Below are 16075 nucleotides of genomic sequence, written 5' to 3'. Positions count from 1 at the left end.
GCGGGAGCGCCTGATTGGCATTCGCGTTCGGATGGGTCAGGGCGATGTCGGACGAGCGGACCACGTTCGGAACGTCGACGTGGAATGCGCCGTTGCTCCACGCGGTTTGCTGCGGGGTGGCTGAAGCTCCGCTCGCACCGATGGTGACGAGCGACGACGCACAGACGGTGGCCGCCAGCATCAGCCGAACAGCCTTGGACCGTCGCCTGCGGCGACCTCTCGCGATTCCCCCCAGTGGACTGCCACGGCGTTGTGCCGCCATCGACGTCTCCAAATCAATCGATTGACTAGTCAACGCGGGAGTGGCGCTGACCATGGACGGATGGAACGGCGGGTGGTGCGACTTTGACCATCTCGCCGTCGAGGGGTACGCGTATCATCGAGTGATACACGTAGTCAATCGATTGAGCAAAAATCAATGCAGAGGTGCTCGTGTTTCGTGGTTTTGGTTTGGTTATGTTTCGGCGACGGCCCAGGCTGCTCTACCTTCTGAGCCGGGTTGATCGAGCCATTCGTAAGGTTGGGTCACCCAGGGCTGCTGGGTGTGGCTACCAGGCTGGTGCCTTATGTGGCTTACCTCGCTTCGCCGCCCAGCGCCCCACGACGACTCGGCCGCCGATTAGGAAGTGCGAGAAAGTCGCTGCGTAGAGCATTGCCGGCGAGGTGGGCGCGGACCCGGTGCTGCCGCATCCGCGTGGCGACCTCGTCGTGCATGGCCGCGGGCATGACGTCCTCGGGGACGATCCGCCGGGCTTCGGCTGCGACGGCGTCCAGGAAACCGGCCCATGAGCCGCAGCACCCTTCAGTCGCCGGTCGCCGGCCCCGATCAGGCCGAATCCCGGCAACCGCGTGTCGTGCAGCTGTCGCAGGCTCTTCCCCGCCTCCGTCAGAACCTCGCTATCCGGCTTCGGCGGCACGGCCGGGCAGTACGTCCAGCAGCAGGAGATCGTGTGGGAACGCCGGATCCGCCGGCACCAGAACGGCGTGCGGGACCGGCACAGTGGTCTGACGGAGCGTCGACAGCACCGTGGCCTCCCGCTCGATGCCCTCGGCAGCCCCGTATTTCACGATGAGCTCGCGCTCTCCGCAGCGGACGGCGTGGACGACGTTGAGGATCGACCCGGGAAGCGGGTGGAGCGGAACAGCCGGACGCCCCAACGCCCCGCCGTTGCGGGCGAGTAGCTGTTCCACGGGCACCGGGCCCGGGGACTCGTCGAAGGCCTTCAATCCAGGGTTTCTCCTCACCGGTCGGTTCCTCGAACGCCCGGGGGGTGTGCAGATAGGAGTCGTACAACTCGTGCAGGTCCTCGGTGAGATAGCGCGTCTTCCACGGCTTCCGCCAGCTGATGAAGTGGTAGATGGCGGGACGCACCGCCGATGTCTCCCCGGTTATCGACTCCCGGGTGCCCGCCTCGGGTGACTTGCCCGGCCGCTGGACGTAGTGGTTCCACCTGGGGTCGAGCCGGTGCCCGCCGTCGCGCAGGACGACGTTTAAGGGCTGTCCCGCAAAGGCTGGCTAGGTCGCGAGCCGGTGCTGGGCGGGATACTCGCGAGACTCCGGCACGGCAGCTGTGGCAGCCTGCGGACATGCCCGAGCTGCGTGTTCATGCAGGCCGTCACTACGCCGTCCAGTTCCACTACGCCTTGCCGGACGATGCCTGGTGTGTGGAGCTGAGCGAGGCTGTCCCGGCGCCGGCCGCGTGGGCTGAGATTCCCAACGCCGAGACACACCTGCCTGGAGCTGCCTTCCTGGTGGCGGTAATACCCAACGAGGACCCGGACCTGGAGCCGACCGTCCACATCCACAGCCACGACGAGCACGTCATCCCCTACGAGATCATGCGCTGGTTCATGGAGCAGGTGGCCGAGCAGGTTGAACGCTGCCGCCTCGCGTTCGAGCAGGGAGAACCTGAAGCGGTGGAATGATCACGCAGTGACTGGTGTGATCACGGCGTCGGAACCCTCCTGGATAACCCCGTTCAGCGGACTGAGCCCACGGCAGTTCGGCAAGCTGATCACCGCGTTACAACGCAAGGGGGGGCAGATGGCGAAGCGGACGGTCATCTCGGCTCGGTAGTCGTGTGCGGTCAGGTGCCCCTTGCACGACGGCGACGCGCTCCGCACGGACACCCCCTCCCAGCGCCTTCAACCAGAAGATCAGCCCACCCCCTCAGTCAACGTGACAGCGCCCCAGTCGCGCTGTCGACCATGTCAACACCCCATCGCATAAGAGGAGTTTGCCGTAACCGTCGCCGTCGTTCTCCTCACCACCGCACTCGTGCTCGTCATCGCGCTGCCGGCCGCCGTCGGCGCGGGCAAGCTCGCCCGCCTGGACGGCGCCACCTACCCCGCCGCTCTCACCCGCCGCCACCACCTTCGCCGCGCGAGGTGCGCCGGGCTGGTTGCGGGGCGTGCACGGCCGAGGCCGAGGCCGCTGCAGGTGAGGACGTCCCGCCCCGGATAAGAGGCGCGTTCGCCGACGTCGAACGGCACAACCGTGTCCACGCGCTGCGCGCCTTCCACGTGGTACTGGAGGCGCGTGTCTCCGAACGCGCGGCCCTGGGCACGGAACAGCGCGATCGGCGTAGCGTTCGCGGATCTCGTGCGCTGAGCGGCCGGTGATGCGGATGACCGCGTCAAGGAGCTACCCCCGCTGTTGGGGGGAGGACGCCGTCGGCCCGGTCGCCGCAAGCTTGAGCGCCGAGCCATCCCCGCGTGCGCGGGGACGACTCTTTGTGCAGCTGCTGCCCATACGCACTACGCGGCTTGGTCGGTCTTCGGCCCGTCCTGAGCTGGTGTGCACGTGTCCTGGGCAGGGCTGGGGGCCGTATAGAAAACGGACCTGCCCTGCTTGGTCCGCTGGGCCTGGTTCTTGGCCACGAGTCCTTCGAGCGTGGTGCGCACGACGGTGGTCTTGATGCCACGCTCGGGGTGGGCCGCATCGAGCGCGGTGGCGACTTCCGCCGCCGAGCGCGGTTCGTTCTGTTCGGTGAGATGTCTCCGTACGAGCTCGACCAGTGTCGGCTGGGTCGCCTTCGCGGCTACGGCCTGGCCCGCAGACTTCTGCGCGGCCGCCTCCTCGGTCGCCGTGGGGCCCTGCATGCCGGCGGCCTTCTTTGCGCGCGTGCGCTTGCCGGCGCCGGGCTCACCAGAGGTCTTCTTGCGGGGTGCAGGCACTGCTGCCCTGTCCGACGTAGCTGGTGACTGAACCGGTGCAGGTGAAATCCCGAGTGCCTGTTGCATGTTGACCAGCACGGAGTGGTCATGCTGCAGAGCCGCCAGCTGCTCCTGCAGCGCAGCGACCTCCGCGCTGATGCGTCCCTGCTCCTTGATGTTTCGTTCGAGGTCGTTAGCCACCTGGGCGGCGTACTGCGATGTCAGTTCAGAGGTAGCCGTCGTGCTCTGCACCATGGCGTTTTCCTTTCTCGGACTCCTGGCCGCCTATGCCGGACCTTGCAGCAGGCATCAAGCACCACGCTGGTGTCGTCGGGCTGGTGTCTGGCGGCAGCGACTCCAACTGGCTGAGCAGCCCGGCGTAGAGATAGTAGGCGGAGAGGGGAGTCTGTTGTTCCTGGCTTGTTCAATCGACCCCAGACGCCCGGTCTGCAGCGGCATCGGCTTGACATCAGCATTGGGAAGTCCCCTAAGCCCTGGATTTGTCGGAACCGTCGTGTCCGGAGCGGCCGACGCGAGGTCGGCGATGTGGCCCTGGCCAGCTGCGGCTAGATTCCCGGCATGCCTTCACACCTCAGTCGCGGTACTTCGGGCGCCTTCCGGCGCTTCGCTGGACGGCTCGCCCGTGGTTCAGTGGGCCACCCAATGCTTGAAGGGGTTGACTACTGGGAAGAGCTTCGTGAGTCGCCTTCTCAGGCGGAGATCTGCGTCGCCATCTTCGCCAACGTCCTCGAACTGAACGAGCAGGGAGAACCGGTCAACGAGAAGCGCGCTGAGCGCCGGGCTGCGACGTGGCTCTACAGGTACTGCACAGGGGAGCTGCCCCCAGGCGAGCCGGACATCAAGCCATGGGAATGCGAACTTCATCGACCCCGTGCGTACCAGACATTCGATCAGCGCCGGAGCCAGGTGTGACCTTGCCGGCTCGCAGCGGTAATGTGCGGTTATCGGGCGAGCGCAAGGTTGTGGAGCCGCGCGCAACAGGTGCCCATGGTCCCGCGACGCTGGCCGACGATTCGGGGTAGCTACCGGCGGCGCCGTGCGGTGGCCCGGATCTCCGCGCAGTCTTCGGTCCCTGCTGCAGGCAACCGTCCAGCCAACGTTTCAGCCCTGCTGGTACGCCCTCGCGGTGACCCGGGGGTGCTGATCTCGCTCAGCCCGAACCCCACCCGTCCGGGTCACCACTTGATGGCGTTCACCGTGTTGAGGCGTCGGCGGACCGGACGGTGAACTGGACGTTGGTCTTGGAGCCGTAGAACGTCAGGCCCGGCTGCCAGGTGGCCATGCCCAGTGTGCCGCAGCCTGTCGGCGGCGCCGCGGCCTTGGGGTTGGGCACGACCCGGATCGGCCCCTCACCGTTCGCGACGGAGGTGTCGGCCTTGTAGATGAGAACCCGGGAGGAGCAGGCGTCGGAGTCTTGGTGTGCCTTCCTGCGGGCTTCGGCGACGTAGGCGGTGGGTAGGACCGGCCTGCACCACCAGGGGCTTGGTGCCGCCGGTGTACTCCACTCTGGGTATGTCGGCGGGTTTGAGGTTCTGGCACAGATCTTGGGGAGCGGTCGCGGAGGATAATCCCGGACCTTCTCAGCGGCGAGGCGGTCAGATGGCTTGGAGCCGGAAGTTCAGCAGGTTGGTGACATAAGCAGGGGCTGGCGGTTCACGGCGCATTCGGTGCCACCAGAACTCCAGTGCAGGGTGAGTCCGGCCTCACGGCGTCGAGTTCCCGGAGTAAGTGGAGGGCGAAGTTGGTGAGGCCCGGCAGCTGACTGCCGTCGACGGCCTCGATGCAGGCAGGAAGCGGTGGGACCGCGGAGGTGGGCCATCATCTCGCCGAAGTTGCGGACGTGCCCTGTGACACAAGACGGGGCCGAGTCATCTGGACAAGGAACCGCGCAAGTTACCCAACCGCGTGCCATTGATCTGCAACTGGTTCGAAGAGCGCGCCTTCGAACGCAATTGGGTCAACGCCTCCGGCGCACTCCAAGCTGTGCGAGTGCATCGCTTCACCGGTCAGCCCAGCCCATGGGCACCTGCCGCTTCGCTGGAGCGGGGAGGATGCCCTGTCGCCGTGTGCGGCCTCAGGAAGAGGCGGACGGGCTCGGCGCGGGGCTCGCGGAGTATCAAGGGAGTCGGCGGAGGCCTCGACCTTCAGCTCTACGGTGAGCGTTGCATCGCCCGTGGCGGTGATGCGCAGCAGGAAGGTCCCGATGGTGTCGTCCGCGTACAGCTTCGGCAGCTTGAGCAGGCCGTCTGCGTCCGTCTGCAGGTCCGTCAGGGTACGCACGGCCTTGCCGTCGGCGTCCTTGAAGTAGGGGCCCTTGTCGTTCTCGGTCGCGTCGTCGGCCGACTTGACGAGCGTGGCGGTGGCCGCGACCTTGTCCGCGACGGCGCCCTTGTACGTGGCCTTCACCTCGACCTGGTCGGCGAACTCTCCGCCAGGGGTGCAGGTCAGCGCGGTGTCGCTGGTACGGGTGAAGGTGTCGGCGGCGCGCGCGGTGACGCTGGCCGTGTAATCGACGCCCTTGACCGAGCGGCCCACGACGGCCGTGGTGACCTCAAAGGCTCCGGTCTTCTCACCGGCCTGGAGTGCCGGGGCGAGAGCGATGCCCCTGGCGTCCGTAGCGACGGTGGCCTCCCTCTCACCGCCGCTGAAGGTGGCGTCTGTCTCCCCCGTGATGGTGAACCTGACCTCGACGTTTGCGACGGGTTTGCCGGCCTTGGTCTCGGCGCGCGTGCCGATGCGCTCGCCGAATGCGTGGCCGGCCGTCGCGGTGAACTTGGCCGTGCCCGCGTCCGCCAGGTGGTCCACCATGTCGGTGGCCGTCTCCGGGGTCGTCGGCGGGACGGGCGGCTGCGGGCTCTCTCTGCCGTCGCCGGGCTCGTGCGGCTTCGGATGCGGCGTGTCGGACGGCGGGTCCGAGGGCTTCGGGGACTTGCCGTGCGGGGTGCTGTCGTCGCTGCGGTGATCCGGCACCGGGCCTGTGCCATCGGGCACGGTGTGGGTGCCCTTGCGGTAGTACTCCAGCCAGTTCAGGACCAGGTTCAGGTAGTCCTGCGAGTTGTTATAGCTGAGGATCGCGCTGTGCAGGCCGGCCGTGGACGACATGTCCCAGCTGTTGCGGCACAGGTAGTGCCCTGCGGCGAGCGCGGCGTCGTAGATGTTGTTCGGGTCAGCCCTGCCGTCGTCGTTGCCGTCGCGGCCGGCCCAGGCCCATGTCGACGGGATGAACTGCATGGGTCCCACGGCCTGGTCGTACCGACTGTTGCCGTCGTACGCGCCGTGGTCGGTGTCCGGAATGAGCGCAAAGCCGTTACCGTCGAGCTGCGGGCCGAGGATCGGGCCGAGCGTGGTGCCATTCGCGTCGACCCGGCCGCCGCGGGCCTGCCCCGACTCGACTTTGCCGATCGCGGCGAGCAGCTGCCAGGGCAGGTTGCAGTCAGGTTTGGAAGCGCGCAGTTCGGCCTCAGCCCTCTTGTAGGCGTCGAGGACCGTCGCCGGGATGCCGGCCTCGGACCCGCCCCGGGCAACCGGGGTGCCGATGCTCGACGAGGGGCTGGGCTCGGGGCTGTTCAGCGGCGGCAGGTCCGTGTAGTAGGGGGAGCTGCCGGTGGCGTCGCCGCCGGAGTCGGTGGCCGCATCGGATACGGAGGGGGCGGGGCTGGCCACTGCCCCTCTGCCATGGTCTTCGCCGGTCGCTCCCGGAGCCTGGGACGCGGAGAGAGCCACGACCGCTGCCGCGGCCACGGCGATGGTCGCCGCCCCCTTGCACAGCCGCCCACCCAAACGCGCCGTCATGAATTCCTCTTTCAACGAGCATAGGCATCCGATGAGTGCCAACTATGAGTACGGAAGGGAGGTCGTTGGACGGGGCGACCCCATACCGGGCCCCGGGGATGTCATGGCTCATCCCCGGCGGCCCGTGATGTGCCCAGGGCGGGGTCAGAACTCTCCTGCCGCCGTGACAATAGGCCATTCGGCAGCCTGCTTCGTGTCCCTGAACCGCCCCGTTGCATGGGTCCCGGGCCGGTGCGCAAGACCGGCGAGACCGCCGCTCAGGCCGAGGCCGATCACACCGGGTCCGAGGTCGTCCATTGCGCGGTCCTTACGTTGTCGGGCGGACTGGTTTTCGGCCGCTTGCAGGAGCGAAAGACCCTGGGATACCGGTCGATGCTTGCAGAGGTCAGCGCAGCGGTGACCTGAGGGGATCAGCTACCTGGCATTCCGCACCGACGTGACCGCCAACGGAAAGGCGTGTCCGGCTTCCCCCACGCTTCACTGTGGCGCGCTGTCGCTGCGCTCGCAGCCCGGTGGAGAGCCGTCGAACTCCGAAGTCACGCTGGTGGCGGTCCCTCACGAGTGGCATGAGTTTGCGCGGGTGGAGCAGCTCCCGTCAAGGAGCGGTGGATGCGCGTTGGGAATGGCCCACCTGGTGCCCTTCGGGCAGTTCTTCCACGCTCTGGTCGACCTGGACGCCGTCGGCGACACCTACCTCGACCTGTCGAAGTGGACCAAGGGCGTGGTCTGGGTCAACGGCCGCAATCTGGGCCGCTCCTGGCAGATCGGCCCACAGCAGCTGCACTGCTCGCCCCCTGCCTCGGAGCAGGGCGTCAACGAGATGCTGATCTTCGACCTGCCCCAGGTCACCCGCAACTCATCACCCTGCAGGCCACACTCTCCGGCTCTCCGGTAGTCAGCAACACCGGATACGACGCGTGCCCCGTGAAGATCAACATCCCGGAGGTGCTGGTCCACCTGCGGTCGCGGGTCGTAGATGCCAGGCGCGGGCTCGTCCCCACGCCGGAAGCGCTGGTGATGAAGGCTGCGGCCGCCGCTCTGCCCTCCCCCGCAGACTTGTGCTCGCCCAGCGCATGGGAGCCGTCGGCGGCAGACTGCTGGCGCGGGGGGCATGATCCGGCGGCTCCCCGGTCCGCTCTCCCGGTGGTCGGACACACGCGACACACCGGCGCCTGCCCGGGAATCGTTCCGGGCATGGTGGCGGCGCACGCGTAACGGCACATCCGTATTCCGAGGAGGGACCGGCCATGACCGCTCGTGACACCGTCCTCGCGGCCATCCGAGCAGCACTCGCCGACGTGCCGGGCGACGAGCCGGCGAAGACGGTGCCCCGTGACTACCCCCGCAGCCACGCTGACGCGGACCCTGTCGGGGTGTTCGCGGAACGGGTCGCCGAGTACCGCGCCACGGTCGGCCGCACCGCCGACCCGGCCACGGAAATCGCCGGCGCCCTCGCGCGCCGCGATGTCCGCCGCCCGGTCGTCCTCACGGGCTTCCCGGTCGAGTGGCTTGCGCCGGAGGCCCCGTGGACCGTGCTACGGGACAGCCCGCGGCTGTCGGTCGAGGCACTGGACAATGCCGACGCCGTGCTGTCCACCGTGGCCGTGGCGATCGCCGTCACAGGCACCCTCGTCCTCGACGCGGGCCCTGGCCAGGGCAGACGTGCGCTGACCCTGCTGCCGGATTACCAACTGTGCGTCGTCCGCGCCGGCCAGATCGCAAGGGACGTGCCTGAGGCGTTGGACCGTCTCGACCCGACCGCGCCGCTGACGTTTGTTTCCGGCCCATCGGCCACCAGCGACATCGAACTGGACCGGGTCGAGGGCGTGCATGGGCCGCGGACGCTCGATGTCGTCATCGTCGATGCCGGGAAGCAGGCAAAGTCCCGGTCTGCCCGCACGTCGGCGGCGTCCGGCTAGCGAACCCGTCCCTCACCACCGCAAGGATGCTGTTGGCGATCTTCATTAGTCCTGGTGAAGTCCGGTCGTGAAGGCTCCCGTTGGCCGGGTCGTCGTGGAGGCGGGCCCGCAGGGTGCGGGCGGAGCCGGCACTGGACCTGGCCGGGCTGCACTCGCACATCGGCTCGCAGATCTTCGGCCTGGTCTCGTTCGGCACCGCAGCCGAGCGGATGGTGGCGTTCCTGCGCGCGGTGGAGTGCGAGCACGGCGTCACGATCGAGCTACCCGACCTGGGCGGCAGCCTCGGCGTCCCCTATCCGCCCGGCGAGAAAGATGCCCCCGCTCACGCCGACCTCGCCGAGGTCCTGCACACGGCGGCGCCGGACGACGTGCGCATCGCATTGGAACCGGGCCGGTCGATTGTCGGCGCCACGGCTGTCGCCGTCTACGAGGTGGGCACGGTGAAGGGCCGTTATGTGAGTGCCGACGGCGGCATGAGCGACAATCCAAGGCCGGCCACCTATGGTGCCAAGTACACGACGGTCCTGGCCTTGCGCGCGAGCGACGCCGCCCCAGGAGACTTCATCGTCGTGGGCAAGCACTGCGAGACCGGCGACGTCCTTGCCGACGGCATCGTTCTGCCCAGGGACGTCCGCCCCGGCAAACGGAAGAGGACCTGCTCCGCCTCTATGTCTGTTGACGTCCTCCAACCGTGACGGGGTGGATTTCCTCATTCCTGAACTCCTCCGGATACGGAGATCTGCGTCCCACCTGGACATCCCTCCTTGGACCACAAGATCCATTGTCAGGGGTGTCCACTCCAAAGGATCAGACTCATCCAGCAGGCTCCACCCTCGCTTCCTCACGGTGGCCGAGGTCCGGCGCTTGCCGGACCTCGCCTGCCCCACCCCGGATCCGATGAGACCCGGCAACGCCACGTTCCTGCGGTCCTTTGGCGGCGCCGCGCAGACGCATGTGCGGTCACCGGGCATGTCCTATCCCTGTCGGCATGCATTTCGGCGCCCGCGTAGGAACTGCTTGTCGGGATCGCCGGTGTAACACCATGGCGTGCTGGTGGCACGGCGGCCGAGCAGTCGGAAGAGGGAAGCCGCGACATCCGTCAGCCCCGCGCACCACGCGGCATGGGTGAGGTAGTTCAGATCCCTTGCTTCCCAGGGCGCAACATACGCTTCTCGCCGTGTGCCGAACCAGCACTGCAAGGTGCGCCATACGTCGTTGACCGCGCCATCGTTGTTCCAGTGCTGGATGGTTCGCAGAACAGCGTTCGTCTCTCCCCGCGTCTCGTGGAGGATGGCACGGTACTCCTCCACGCGGGAATACTGCATCAGGACGGGAAGTGCGGAACCGGGCGGGGCAACACTCGCGACGTCGCGGGCAAAGTCGTACATCAGGCCGTTCGAGCCGTGCCAGCGCGCGGAGTAGTAGTGGAGTACCTGGAGATGGCCCTCCACATTGTAGGGATCACGCTCGTACAGCATGTCCCACCAGCGTTCGAGTTCCTGGCGGCGCACTCCGCCGGGATGCAGCCGTGCGACTGAGATGAGGGAGATCCAGGGTGTGGGGTCCTCGGGATACGCGTTCGCGGCTCGGAGGCAGGCTACGACTGAGGCCTCGATACGTTTCGAGTCGATCGGGACGCCCCGGCCGACCGCGATGGCCAGGTTGAAGGCCCTGGCCGTCTCGGTGGCGGCCCGCAACACCACGGCGTCGGCGCTGCGGGGCTCGGCGGCCAGCCAGGACTCGACGATGGAACTGCTCGCACAGGCCTCCGCGAGCAGCCGTATCCGGTGGCCTCGGGAAGGCCACTCGGCGCCCGTGGCCCGCAGCAGGTCCCGCAGCCCCTGCCAGCGGCCGATGACCAGGTCCGACCGGACGGAGGTGAGGGCCGCGTCCCCACAGTCGGGATCGAAGTCGGGGGTGAAGCGTTCTCGCACCATCGGAGGCCCTCTCAGAAGTCGGTCGAGAGACCCTCGTAAGTGCCGGACAGCTCATCGAACGCGGTTACGTGGCTGTCGGGTACGTAATCGGTCTCGATGGCTCGGGCGGCGTCCAGTTTCGCGGGCTGGTAGTAGTCGCTGCCCTGCTTCCAGTACCAGAGCATCGGGACGAGTCCGGCGGCGAGCCCGCCGACACCGATCGCGACGGTGGCACCGTCCAGCTGGCCGAGCGACTCGATGAAGATCCAGAACATGAACAGGGCGCCGAGCAGCGGCCACAGCCCGCCGAAGAGGAAGTTGGCCGGGGACTTCAGCAACATCTTGCGGTAGGCAACGACGACCGCGAGGCCGGTCAGTCCGTAGTACACGGCAATCTGCAGGCCGATCGCGGAAATGGCCTTGGCGAGGATGTCGCCGACCGAGCCGAGGGAGTTGGAGGCCACGAACAAAACCAGTGCCACGGCGCCGACCACGGCGATGGCGACCCATGGGGTGTTCCATCTGTGGTGCACCCGGCCCATCGCGCTCGACATCGTGCGGTCGCGGCCCATCGCGAACAGCGTGCGCGTGACCTGGATGAGTGTGGTCTCCAGTGTGGCGATGGTGGACAGCATCACGGAGATGATGAGCAGTTCGCCGCCCCAGCCCGGCCAGATTTCCTCGCCGAGTACGGCCAGCACGTTGGTGCCGCTGTCCTGGATCTGGTGGGAGCTCAGGATGAGGTTCACCGCGATGGTGAACACCTCGAACAGCAGGAAGATGATCCCCAGTCCGACCAGGCCGGACAGGCCGGTCGTACGGCGGCTGTTGCGGGTCTCCTCACTGAGGTTGCTGGTGACGTCCCAGCCCCAGTAGTAGAACGCGGCGATGAGCGCGCCGGAGGCGAAGCCCCTCACCCCGTCGAAGTGGCTGAAGCCGAGCCATGACCAGTCGAAGGGCCGCGCGTGGGGGCTGTGCAGTAGTGCACCGACGGCGAAGACCGCCAGGATGGCCAGTTCCACCCCTGACATCACAAGCTGCGCGCGGACCGTGAGCCGGGCGCCACCGAGCACCACGAAGAGCATGATCAGGAACCAGGCGGCGCCAACCGCGGTGGCCAAGGCGGTGTCGTTGGCGAGCCCTTTGTCGAAGAGAGACAGCGTCATAGAACCGGCGGGCAGTGAACCGGCGACCATGAAGATTGTCGCGGAGATCACCAGGGACCAGCCGCTGACGAAGCCCAGGAAGGGGTGGAGTGTGCGGCCGACCCAGGAATAGCTGGCGCCGGCGTTCACATCGATGCGGCTGAGGTAGCTGAACGCGAGCGCGATGCCCAGCATGGGTATCGCGCAATACAGCAGTGCCGCGGGGCTGGCGAGGCCCACCGTGCCGACCAGGACAGTGGTGGTCGCCGCCAGCGTGTACGCGGGGGCGCTGCCCGCGACCGCCATCACAACCGTGTCGAAAGTACCGAGGACGTTAGCCTGGAGCCCTCTGCCCCTGCTGTTGCTCATAAGGGTGTGCTGCTTTCCGCTTTGGACGATGCATGGGCGCGCATGCGCTTACAGCGTTGCCGTCGTTCGGGGGGTGGGGAGTTGCCGTCATTCGCAGGTCGGACGAACCTGCCTTGGGCTCAAGGCCGGGGCTCCGGGTAGGAGGCGGAATGCTCGTCGTCAACCTGGCGCGGTCGTTGTGATCCACAGACAGTCGCGCTCGGTGACAGGGATGACAGCGGCGCTCATCGAGCTTTCAAGGCGAACTGGTGGGTAACCGCGCGGTACAGTTCGTCCTCGGCGCGGGAGTAAACGTGTTCACTATTGTCCTTGTTGATCGCGTGGCCAGCCCTGCTTGCGGCGGCGACCTCGTCGGGCAGTTGCGCGCCTCGCGGCCGATGGCGACGGCGAGTTCGGCTTGTAGTCGGTCTTCACTCAGCGGCAGGGTATGAGGGCCATGTTGTCTGGGCCCGTCTTCCTCGCGTGCTCTGGGTGGTTGAGCGCTACGCAGATGATCTTCCCGTTTCCGCTCAGGCGGGGCACGAAACGCCCGGGTGTCTCGACCACCCGCAACGCGTAGAGGTTGACGCTGTCCCAGGACCGGGCGGTGAGTGTGTCAGGCGTCAGGTCGGCGAGCACCGGGCCCATCTCGTGCCACGTTCCGTCGGCTCCGGATATCAGGGGCCTTTCGTCTCCCGCCGTGCCGTGCCTTGCCAGTTTCATAGCCGTCCCTCCCACGGGTACCGGTTCGAAGATCCCGCTGCGCAGGGCACGTTCGGGCCGTATGCGCCCTGCGCTCCGATCGCGGCCGGCCGCAAAGGTCCTGAGGCAGTCGCAGCGAGTGCCCGCCCGATGTCGCGGCGCTGTCGACCAAATGATCTGCTTATCCGGCACGCCGTGTCTCGGCCATTCCAAGACGTCATGGCTGACCGCCACGGCAAGGCCGGTCGGCGGTGTCCAGCAGGGCCGCCTTGATACTGGTGCCCCCGACATCGGGCGCTATCAGGTGGGCCATGGACTCAGGCATCCGCGGGGACCACCGAGCGCGTCAGGTGACGCGGACGGTCGGCGTCGAGGCCCTGGACGGCGGCCCCGAGCGACCGCGAGTCGCTGTACGCGGACCAGGACGGCCAGCGAGTCCAGGCGAGACTCTCCACCCAGCAGGGGCCGGTGGCCGTACCTGCTCGACCATGCAGGTCAGTGGCTTGTTGCGATCGCGGGGCAGCAGCAGTCCGGCCAGGTACTCACGAAACCCACGTCGCTGGGCCAGCGTCTCGAAGAGATCACCGAACCGGATGGCATACGCTCCCAGCGGACCGGGCGCAGGCGGACACGGCAGCCGTTTCGTCATCTCGGGCTGTCCAGGACGTAGTTGACGCCTCCCCTCTCGGTCTGTTCCCGCACAGACCCGCCGTCAAGAAACCACCGCTACTGATCTCTCCGGATTGTTGTCCGGTGGCGGGTGAGGGTGAGTCCGGTGCCGGCAAGACAGCCATCGATCAGGTCGGGATGGAGTGGGATATGGCGCAGGCCCCGGCGGAGGTGCGTTCGAGATGGTCGTCGTCGGTGAAGGCGGTGTTGTCCGGCGAGCCACGCCGTAACAGCGACCAGATGCCCTCCACCGGACTCAAATCCGAGGCACAGAAGTGCAGTTGCACGATGGTGAGCCAGTCGTGTTCGTCCGCGTACTCGCGCATCCCGGCGGCGAGGTGAGTGTGGAGGAGGCCACGCCCCCGTCCGACTACCAGCGCATCCTTGCCGCCGTGCGACAGGCCGCCGGGGCGGTCATGGCCCGGCGGGTCGGCGGGATGCTGGGAGTGGACGTCAGCGTGCGGGCCAAGCTGGAACCACTGCGCGGAAAACTGGTCAGACCGGCCGACCGCGGCTGGCTGCGGAAACTGCCTGACTGCCGGTTCACCACCCGCCTGTGACCGGGGATGCTACCGCCCGGAGCGGGGCGACTCGGGCGTAACCGGAATGCCCCCGGCGGCCGTTGGAACTGTGTGACGAGAACCAAAGGTGCGCCGTGAAACGCGAGTTGTTCGAGTGGCGGTGAAAGGACGCCACCGCCGCCCTGTCGCAGCAGGGTGGTTGAAGCTGAGGGCAGCCCGACCCGGGAGGTGCCGGGAAGGGTGGCAAGCGGCCCTGACAAAGCCGGGACGTATCAGCACTGCCAGATGGTGCGGGTCCGGCAAGCGAGACGGAAAGGGGTACGCGAGGAACCGGCGTTGACGCCTCCTTACTCGTCTCCAGCTCGAACCTGGCGGATCTGGGCTGGATGCGGTGCGTCCCTGTCTTGCTTTGGGGGTGGGGAACTTTCCGGGCGATTGCTATGTGCCGTCCGGGGAGGCCACGACGAAGTGCTGCGGGGTAGTCGTGGCGATGCCGCGGGGGTATAGCCGGGCTCCTACTCCGTCGATCGAACGACACGTGAACACGGGAACCGTTCCGGTCCTGACCTGGGATAACGCCTCCAGCGCGGTCGCAGGCTGGGCCCACCGTCGGCCGATCGGGCCGGGAGGGGGCGGAGCCGCCGTAGTATTCCGAGCCGGGGAGAGCCCGGCACATGGGGAAGGGCGGCAGCGGAATCGAGAAGGGAAGGAGGCTGCAATGCCGAAAGACGCGCCGCTGAACAGCGGTGCACCGGAGGCCCCGATGGGGTGTCACCAGCGGGTATCGGGGATGCAGGCCAAACTTCACCGTTGGGCGGCGGCCGACGAAGGCCGCAGGTTCGACGATCTGTTCAACCTCGTGTGCGACCCGGCGACGCTACTGGTGGCGTTCGAACGGGTCGCGGGAAACAAAGGGGCCAAAACGCCCGGGGTCGATGGCGTCAACGTCGTCAACGTCGAGCACGAGATTGGCTCCTACGGGTTCCTGGAGGACCTTCGCCACGTACTGAAAACGGGTGAGTTCCGCCCGCTGCCGGTACGCGAGCGCAAGGTCCCCAAACCGGGCGGCTCGGGCAAGGTCAGAAGCCTAGGCATTCCGACCATCACCGACCGCGTGGTCCAGGCAGCCCTCAAGCTGGTGCTGGAGCCGATCTTCGAGGCCGACTTCAAGCCGGTCTCCTACGGCTTCCGGCCCTTGCGGCGGGCACACGACGCGATCGCCGAGATCCACTTCTCTGGCCCCCACGGCTACCGCTGGGTCCTGGACGCGGACATCGCGGCGTGCTTTGACTCGATCGACCACACGGCCCTGATGGACCGGGTGCGAGCGCGAGTCAAGGACAAGCGCGTGCTGCGGCTGGTCAAAGCGTTTCTCAAGGCCACCGATCTGCGTTGCGAGCCCGTTATTCAACGGGCGTGGGAGCCCAGGAGCACACCGGCCAGCGTCCCGGCGAGCAGGAACGGGCCGAACAGGATCCTGCTCGTACGGTCGGACCGGCCCGCGAGCATAAGGTCGATGACGGTCGCCCAGCCGTACCAGCCCAGGGCAGTGCCCAGGACGAGGGCGAGCTTGACGTCGCCGAATCCGAAGCCCTTGCTGATCAGGAAGAGCGCGAAGTAGCAGGTGCCCAGGATGAGAGAGCCGAGCAGCGTGGACGTCCAGCTGCCGCTGGCCTTGGGCAGCACCGTGGCGACGCCGAGCAGGAGGAGCGCGGCCGCGGCGAGCGGCAGGGTGAGTGCGTCGGGCAGTCGGTGTGCCGCGAGGTCGACGGTGGCGAGCAGTACGGCGGCCGCGGCGAGCAGCAGCCAGACCACCAGCTCGGGGCGGGCCCCGGTGGCGGCCGCCAGCAGGGCGCAGGCCACGCCCGTGGCGGAGGCGACGGAGA

17 protein-coding genes and 2 pseudogenes are annotated in these 16075 nt (G+C 67.5%); 9 read left to right on the top strand and 10 right to left on the bottom strand.

The window, feature by feature from the left end; genetic code table 11:
• A partial coding sequence (locus tag ACH4UM_RS39890) for a hypothetical protein (RefSeq protein WP_398190967.1) occupies positions 1 to 181 on the bottom strand: 181 nt, incomplete at its 3' end.
• A gap of 716 nt (positions 182 to 897) precedes the next feature.
• The gene (locus tag ACH4UM_RS39885; protein WP_398190964.1) at positions 898 to 1227 is read right to left on the bottom strand and encodes a hypothetical protein; all 330 of its coding nucleotides are present in this window, start codon (positions 1225 to 1227) and stop codon (positions 898 to 900) included.
• Between the two features lie 360 nt (positions 1228 to 1587).
• Between ACH4UM_RS39885 and ACH4UM_RS39880 the strand changes: the two genes are divergently transcribed.
• Positions 1588 to 1926, top strand: a complete 339-nt coding sequence (locus ACH4UM_RS39880) for a hypothetical protein (protein WP_398190961.1) — start codon at positions 1588 to 1590, stop codon at positions 1924 to 1926.
• A gap of 7 nt (positions 1927 to 1933) precedes the next feature.
• Positions 1934 to 2056 (top strand): annotated as a pseudogene (locus ACH4UM_RS39875) (IS5/IS1182 family transposase); the annotation flags it as partial.
• 701 nt (positions 2057 to 2757) lie between these two features.
• Here the strand turns inward: ACH4UM_RS39875 and ACH4UM_RS39870 are convergent.
• Positions 2758 to 3411, bottom strand: coding sequence for a hypothetical protein (locus ACH4UM_RS39870; RefSeq protein ID WP_398190958.1), 654 nt, complete (start codon positions 3409 to 3411; stop codon positions 2758 to 2760).
• Between the two features lie 324 nt (positions 3412 to 3735).
• Between ACH4UM_RS39870 and ACH4UM_RS39865 the strand changes: the two genes are divergently transcribed.
• Complete coding sequence (locus tag ACH4UM_RS39865) at positions 3736 to 4089, top strand: hypothetical protein (RefSeq protein WP_398190956.1); 354 nt, start codon at positions 3736 to 3738, stop codon at positions 4087 to 4089.
• A gap of 280 nt (positions 4090 to 4369) precedes the next feature.
• Here ACH4UM_RS39865 and ACH4UM_RS39860 read toward each other — a convergent pair whose 3' ends face one another.
• Entirely contained in the window at positions 4370 to 4510 is a 141-nt protein-coding gene (locus ACH4UM_RS39860) for a hypothetical protein (protein WP_398190953.1), read from the bottom strand.
• A gap of 560 nt (positions 4511 to 5070) precedes the next feature.
• The gene (locus ACH4UM_RS39855; RefSeq protein ID WP_398190951.1) at positions 5071 to 6969 is read right to left on the bottom strand and encodes a lytic murein transglycosylase; all 1899 of its coding nucleotides are present in this window, start codon (positions 6967 to 6969) and stop codon (positions 5071 to 5073) included.
• Positions 6970 to 7200: 231 nt separating this feature from the next.
• Between ACH4UM_RS39855 and ACH4UM_RS39850 the strand changes: the two genes are divergently transcribed.
• The 4 genes from ACH4UM_RS39850 (at position 7201) to ACH4UM_RS39835 (ending at position 9583) form a co-directional block, all read left to right on the top strand.
• Entirely contained in the window at positions 7201 to 7374 is a 174-nt protein-coding gene (locus ACH4UM_RS39850; protein WP_398190948.1) for a hypothetical protein, read from the top strand.
• 217 nt (positions 7375 to 7591) lie between these two features.
• Positions 7592 to 7864 carry a hypothetical protein gene (locus tag ACH4UM_RS39845; protein ID WP_398190975.1) on the top strand — a complete coding sequence of 91 codons (273 nt, stop codon included), beginning with the start codon at positions 7592 to 7594 and terminating at the stop codon, positions 7862 to 7864.
• A 352-nt stretch (positions 7865 to 8216) separates the two neighbouring features.
• A complete protein-coding gene (locus ACH4UM_RS39840; protein ID WP_398190945.1) occupies positions 8217 to 8888 on the top strand; it encodes a lactate utilization protein C in 672 nt (223 codons plus the stop codon).
• An 80-nt stretch (positions 8889 to 8968) separates the two neighbouring features.
• Positions 8969 to 9583, top strand: a complete 615-nt coding sequence (locus ACH4UM_RS39835) for a diaminopimelate decarboxylase family protein (RefSeq protein WP_398190943.1) — start codon at positions 8969 to 8971, stop codon at positions 9581 to 9583.
• 279 nt (positions 9584 to 9862) lie between these two features.
• Here the strand turns inward: ACH4UM_RS39835 and ACH4UM_RS39830 are convergent, their stop codons facing one another.
• The 4 genes from ACH4UM_RS39830 to ACH4UM_RS39815 all read right to left on the bottom strand — a co-directional run bounded on the left by ACH4UM_RS39830 (position 9863) and on the right by ACH4UM_RS39815 (position 13994).
• The gene (locus tag ACH4UM_RS39830) at positions 9863 to 10825 is read right to left on the bottom strand and encodes a hypothetical protein (protein ID WP_398190941.1); all 963 of its coding nucleotides are present in this window, start codon (positions 10823 to 10825) and stop codon (positions 9863 to 9865) included.
• A gap of 11 nt (positions 10826 to 10836) precedes the next feature.
• Positions 10837 to 12318, bottom strand: a complete 1482-nt coding sequence (locus ACH4UM_RS39825; RefSeq protein WP_398190939.1) for an APC family permease — start codon at positions 12316 to 12318, stop codon at positions 10837 to 10839.
• Positions 12319 to 12732: 414 nt separating this feature from the next.
• Positions 12733 to 13020: a hypothetical protein gene (locus tag ACH4UM_RS39820; protein WP_398190936.1), complete on the bottom strand. Its 288-nt coding sequence runs from the start codon at positions 13018 to 13020 to the stop codon at positions 12733 to 12735.
• A 776-nt stretch (positions 13021 to 13796) separates the two neighbouring features.
• On the bottom strand, positions 13797 to 13994 hold the full coding sequence (locus ACH4UM_RS39815) for a hypothetical protein (RefSeq protein WP_398190934.1): 198 nt from the start codon (positions 13992 to 13994) through the stop codon (positions 13797 to 13799).
• Here ACH4UM_RS39815 and ACH4UM_RS39810 point away from each other — a divergent pair.
• Both ACH4UM_RS39810 and ACH4UM_RS39805 read left to right on the top strand, forming a co-directional pair.
• Entirely contained in the window at positions 13971 to 14228 is a 258-nt protein-coding gene (locus tag ACH4UM_RS39810) for a hypothetical protein (protein WP_398190932.1), read from the top strand. The genes ACH4UM_RS39815 and ACH4UM_RS39810 overlap by 24 nt on opposite strands.
• A 679-nt stretch (positions 14229 to 14907) precedes the next feature.
• Positions 14908 to 15570, top strand: a pseudogene (locus tag ACH4UM_RS39805) (reverse transcriptase domain-containing protein); the annotation flags it as partial.
• 26 nt (positions 15571 to 15596) lie between these two features.
• On the opposite strand, the gene ACH4UM_RS39800 reads toward ACH4UM_RS39805, so the two are convergent.
• On the bottom strand, positions 15597 to 16052 hold the full coding sequence (locus tag ACH4UM_RS39800) for a prepilin peptidase (RefSeq protein WP_398190929.1): 456 nt from the start codon (positions 16050 to 16052) through the stop codon (positions 15597 to 15599).
• Positions 16053 to 16075 lie beyond the last annotated feature (23 nt).

The organism is Streptomyces sp. NPDC020801 (assembly GCF_044334385.1).
GTDB lineage: Bacteria > Actinomycetota > Actinomycetes > Streptomycetales > Streptomycetaceae > Streptomyces.
This window is presented reverse-complemented; position numbering and strand designations above follow the sequence as displayed.

Bases quoted from the DNA above. Each gene is read 5' to 3' on its own strand.
- ACH4UM_RS39880 (WP_398190961.1), top strand. From the start codon at position 1,588: ATGCCCGAGCTGCGTGTTCATGCAGGCCGTCACTACGCCGTCCAGTTC.
- ACH4UM_RS39870 (WP_398190958.1), bottom strand. From the start codon at position 3,411: ATGGTGCAGAGCACGACGGCTACCTCTGAACTGACATCGCAGTACGCC.
- ACH4UM_RS39865 (WP_398190956.1), top strand. From the start codon at position 3,736: ATGCCTTCACACCTCAGTCGCGGTACTTCGGGCGCCTTCCGGCGCTTC.
- ACH4UM_RS39855 (WP_398190951.1), bottom strand. From the start codon at position 6,969: ATGACGGCGCGTTTGGGTGGGCGGCTGTGCAAGGGGGCGGCGACCATC.
- ACH4UM_RS39845 (WP_398190975.1), top strand. From the start codon at position 7,592: ATGGCCCACCTGGTGCCCTTCGGGCAGTTCTTCCACGCTCTGGTCGAC.
- ACH4UM_RS39840 (WP_398190945.1), top strand. From the start codon at position 8,217: ATGACCGCTCGTGACACCGTCCTCGCGGCCATCCGAGCAGCACTCGCC.
- ACH4UM_RS39830 (WP_398190941.1), bottom strand. From the start codon at position 10,825: ATGGTGCGAGAACGCTTCACCCCCGACTTCGATCCCGACTGTGGGGAC.
- ACH4UM_RS39825 (WP_398190939.1), bottom strand. From the start codon at position 12,318: ATGAGCAACAGCAGGGGCAGAGGGCTCCAGGCTAACGTCCTCGGTACT.
- ACH4UM_RS39820 (WP_398190936.1), bottom strand. From the start codon at position 13,020: ATGAAACTGGCAAGGCACGGCACGGCGGGAGACGAAAGGCCCCTGATA.
- ACH4UM_RS39815 (WP_398190934.1), bottom strand. From the start codon at position 13,994: ATGCGCGAGTACGCGGACGAACACGACTGGCTCACCATCGTGCAACTG.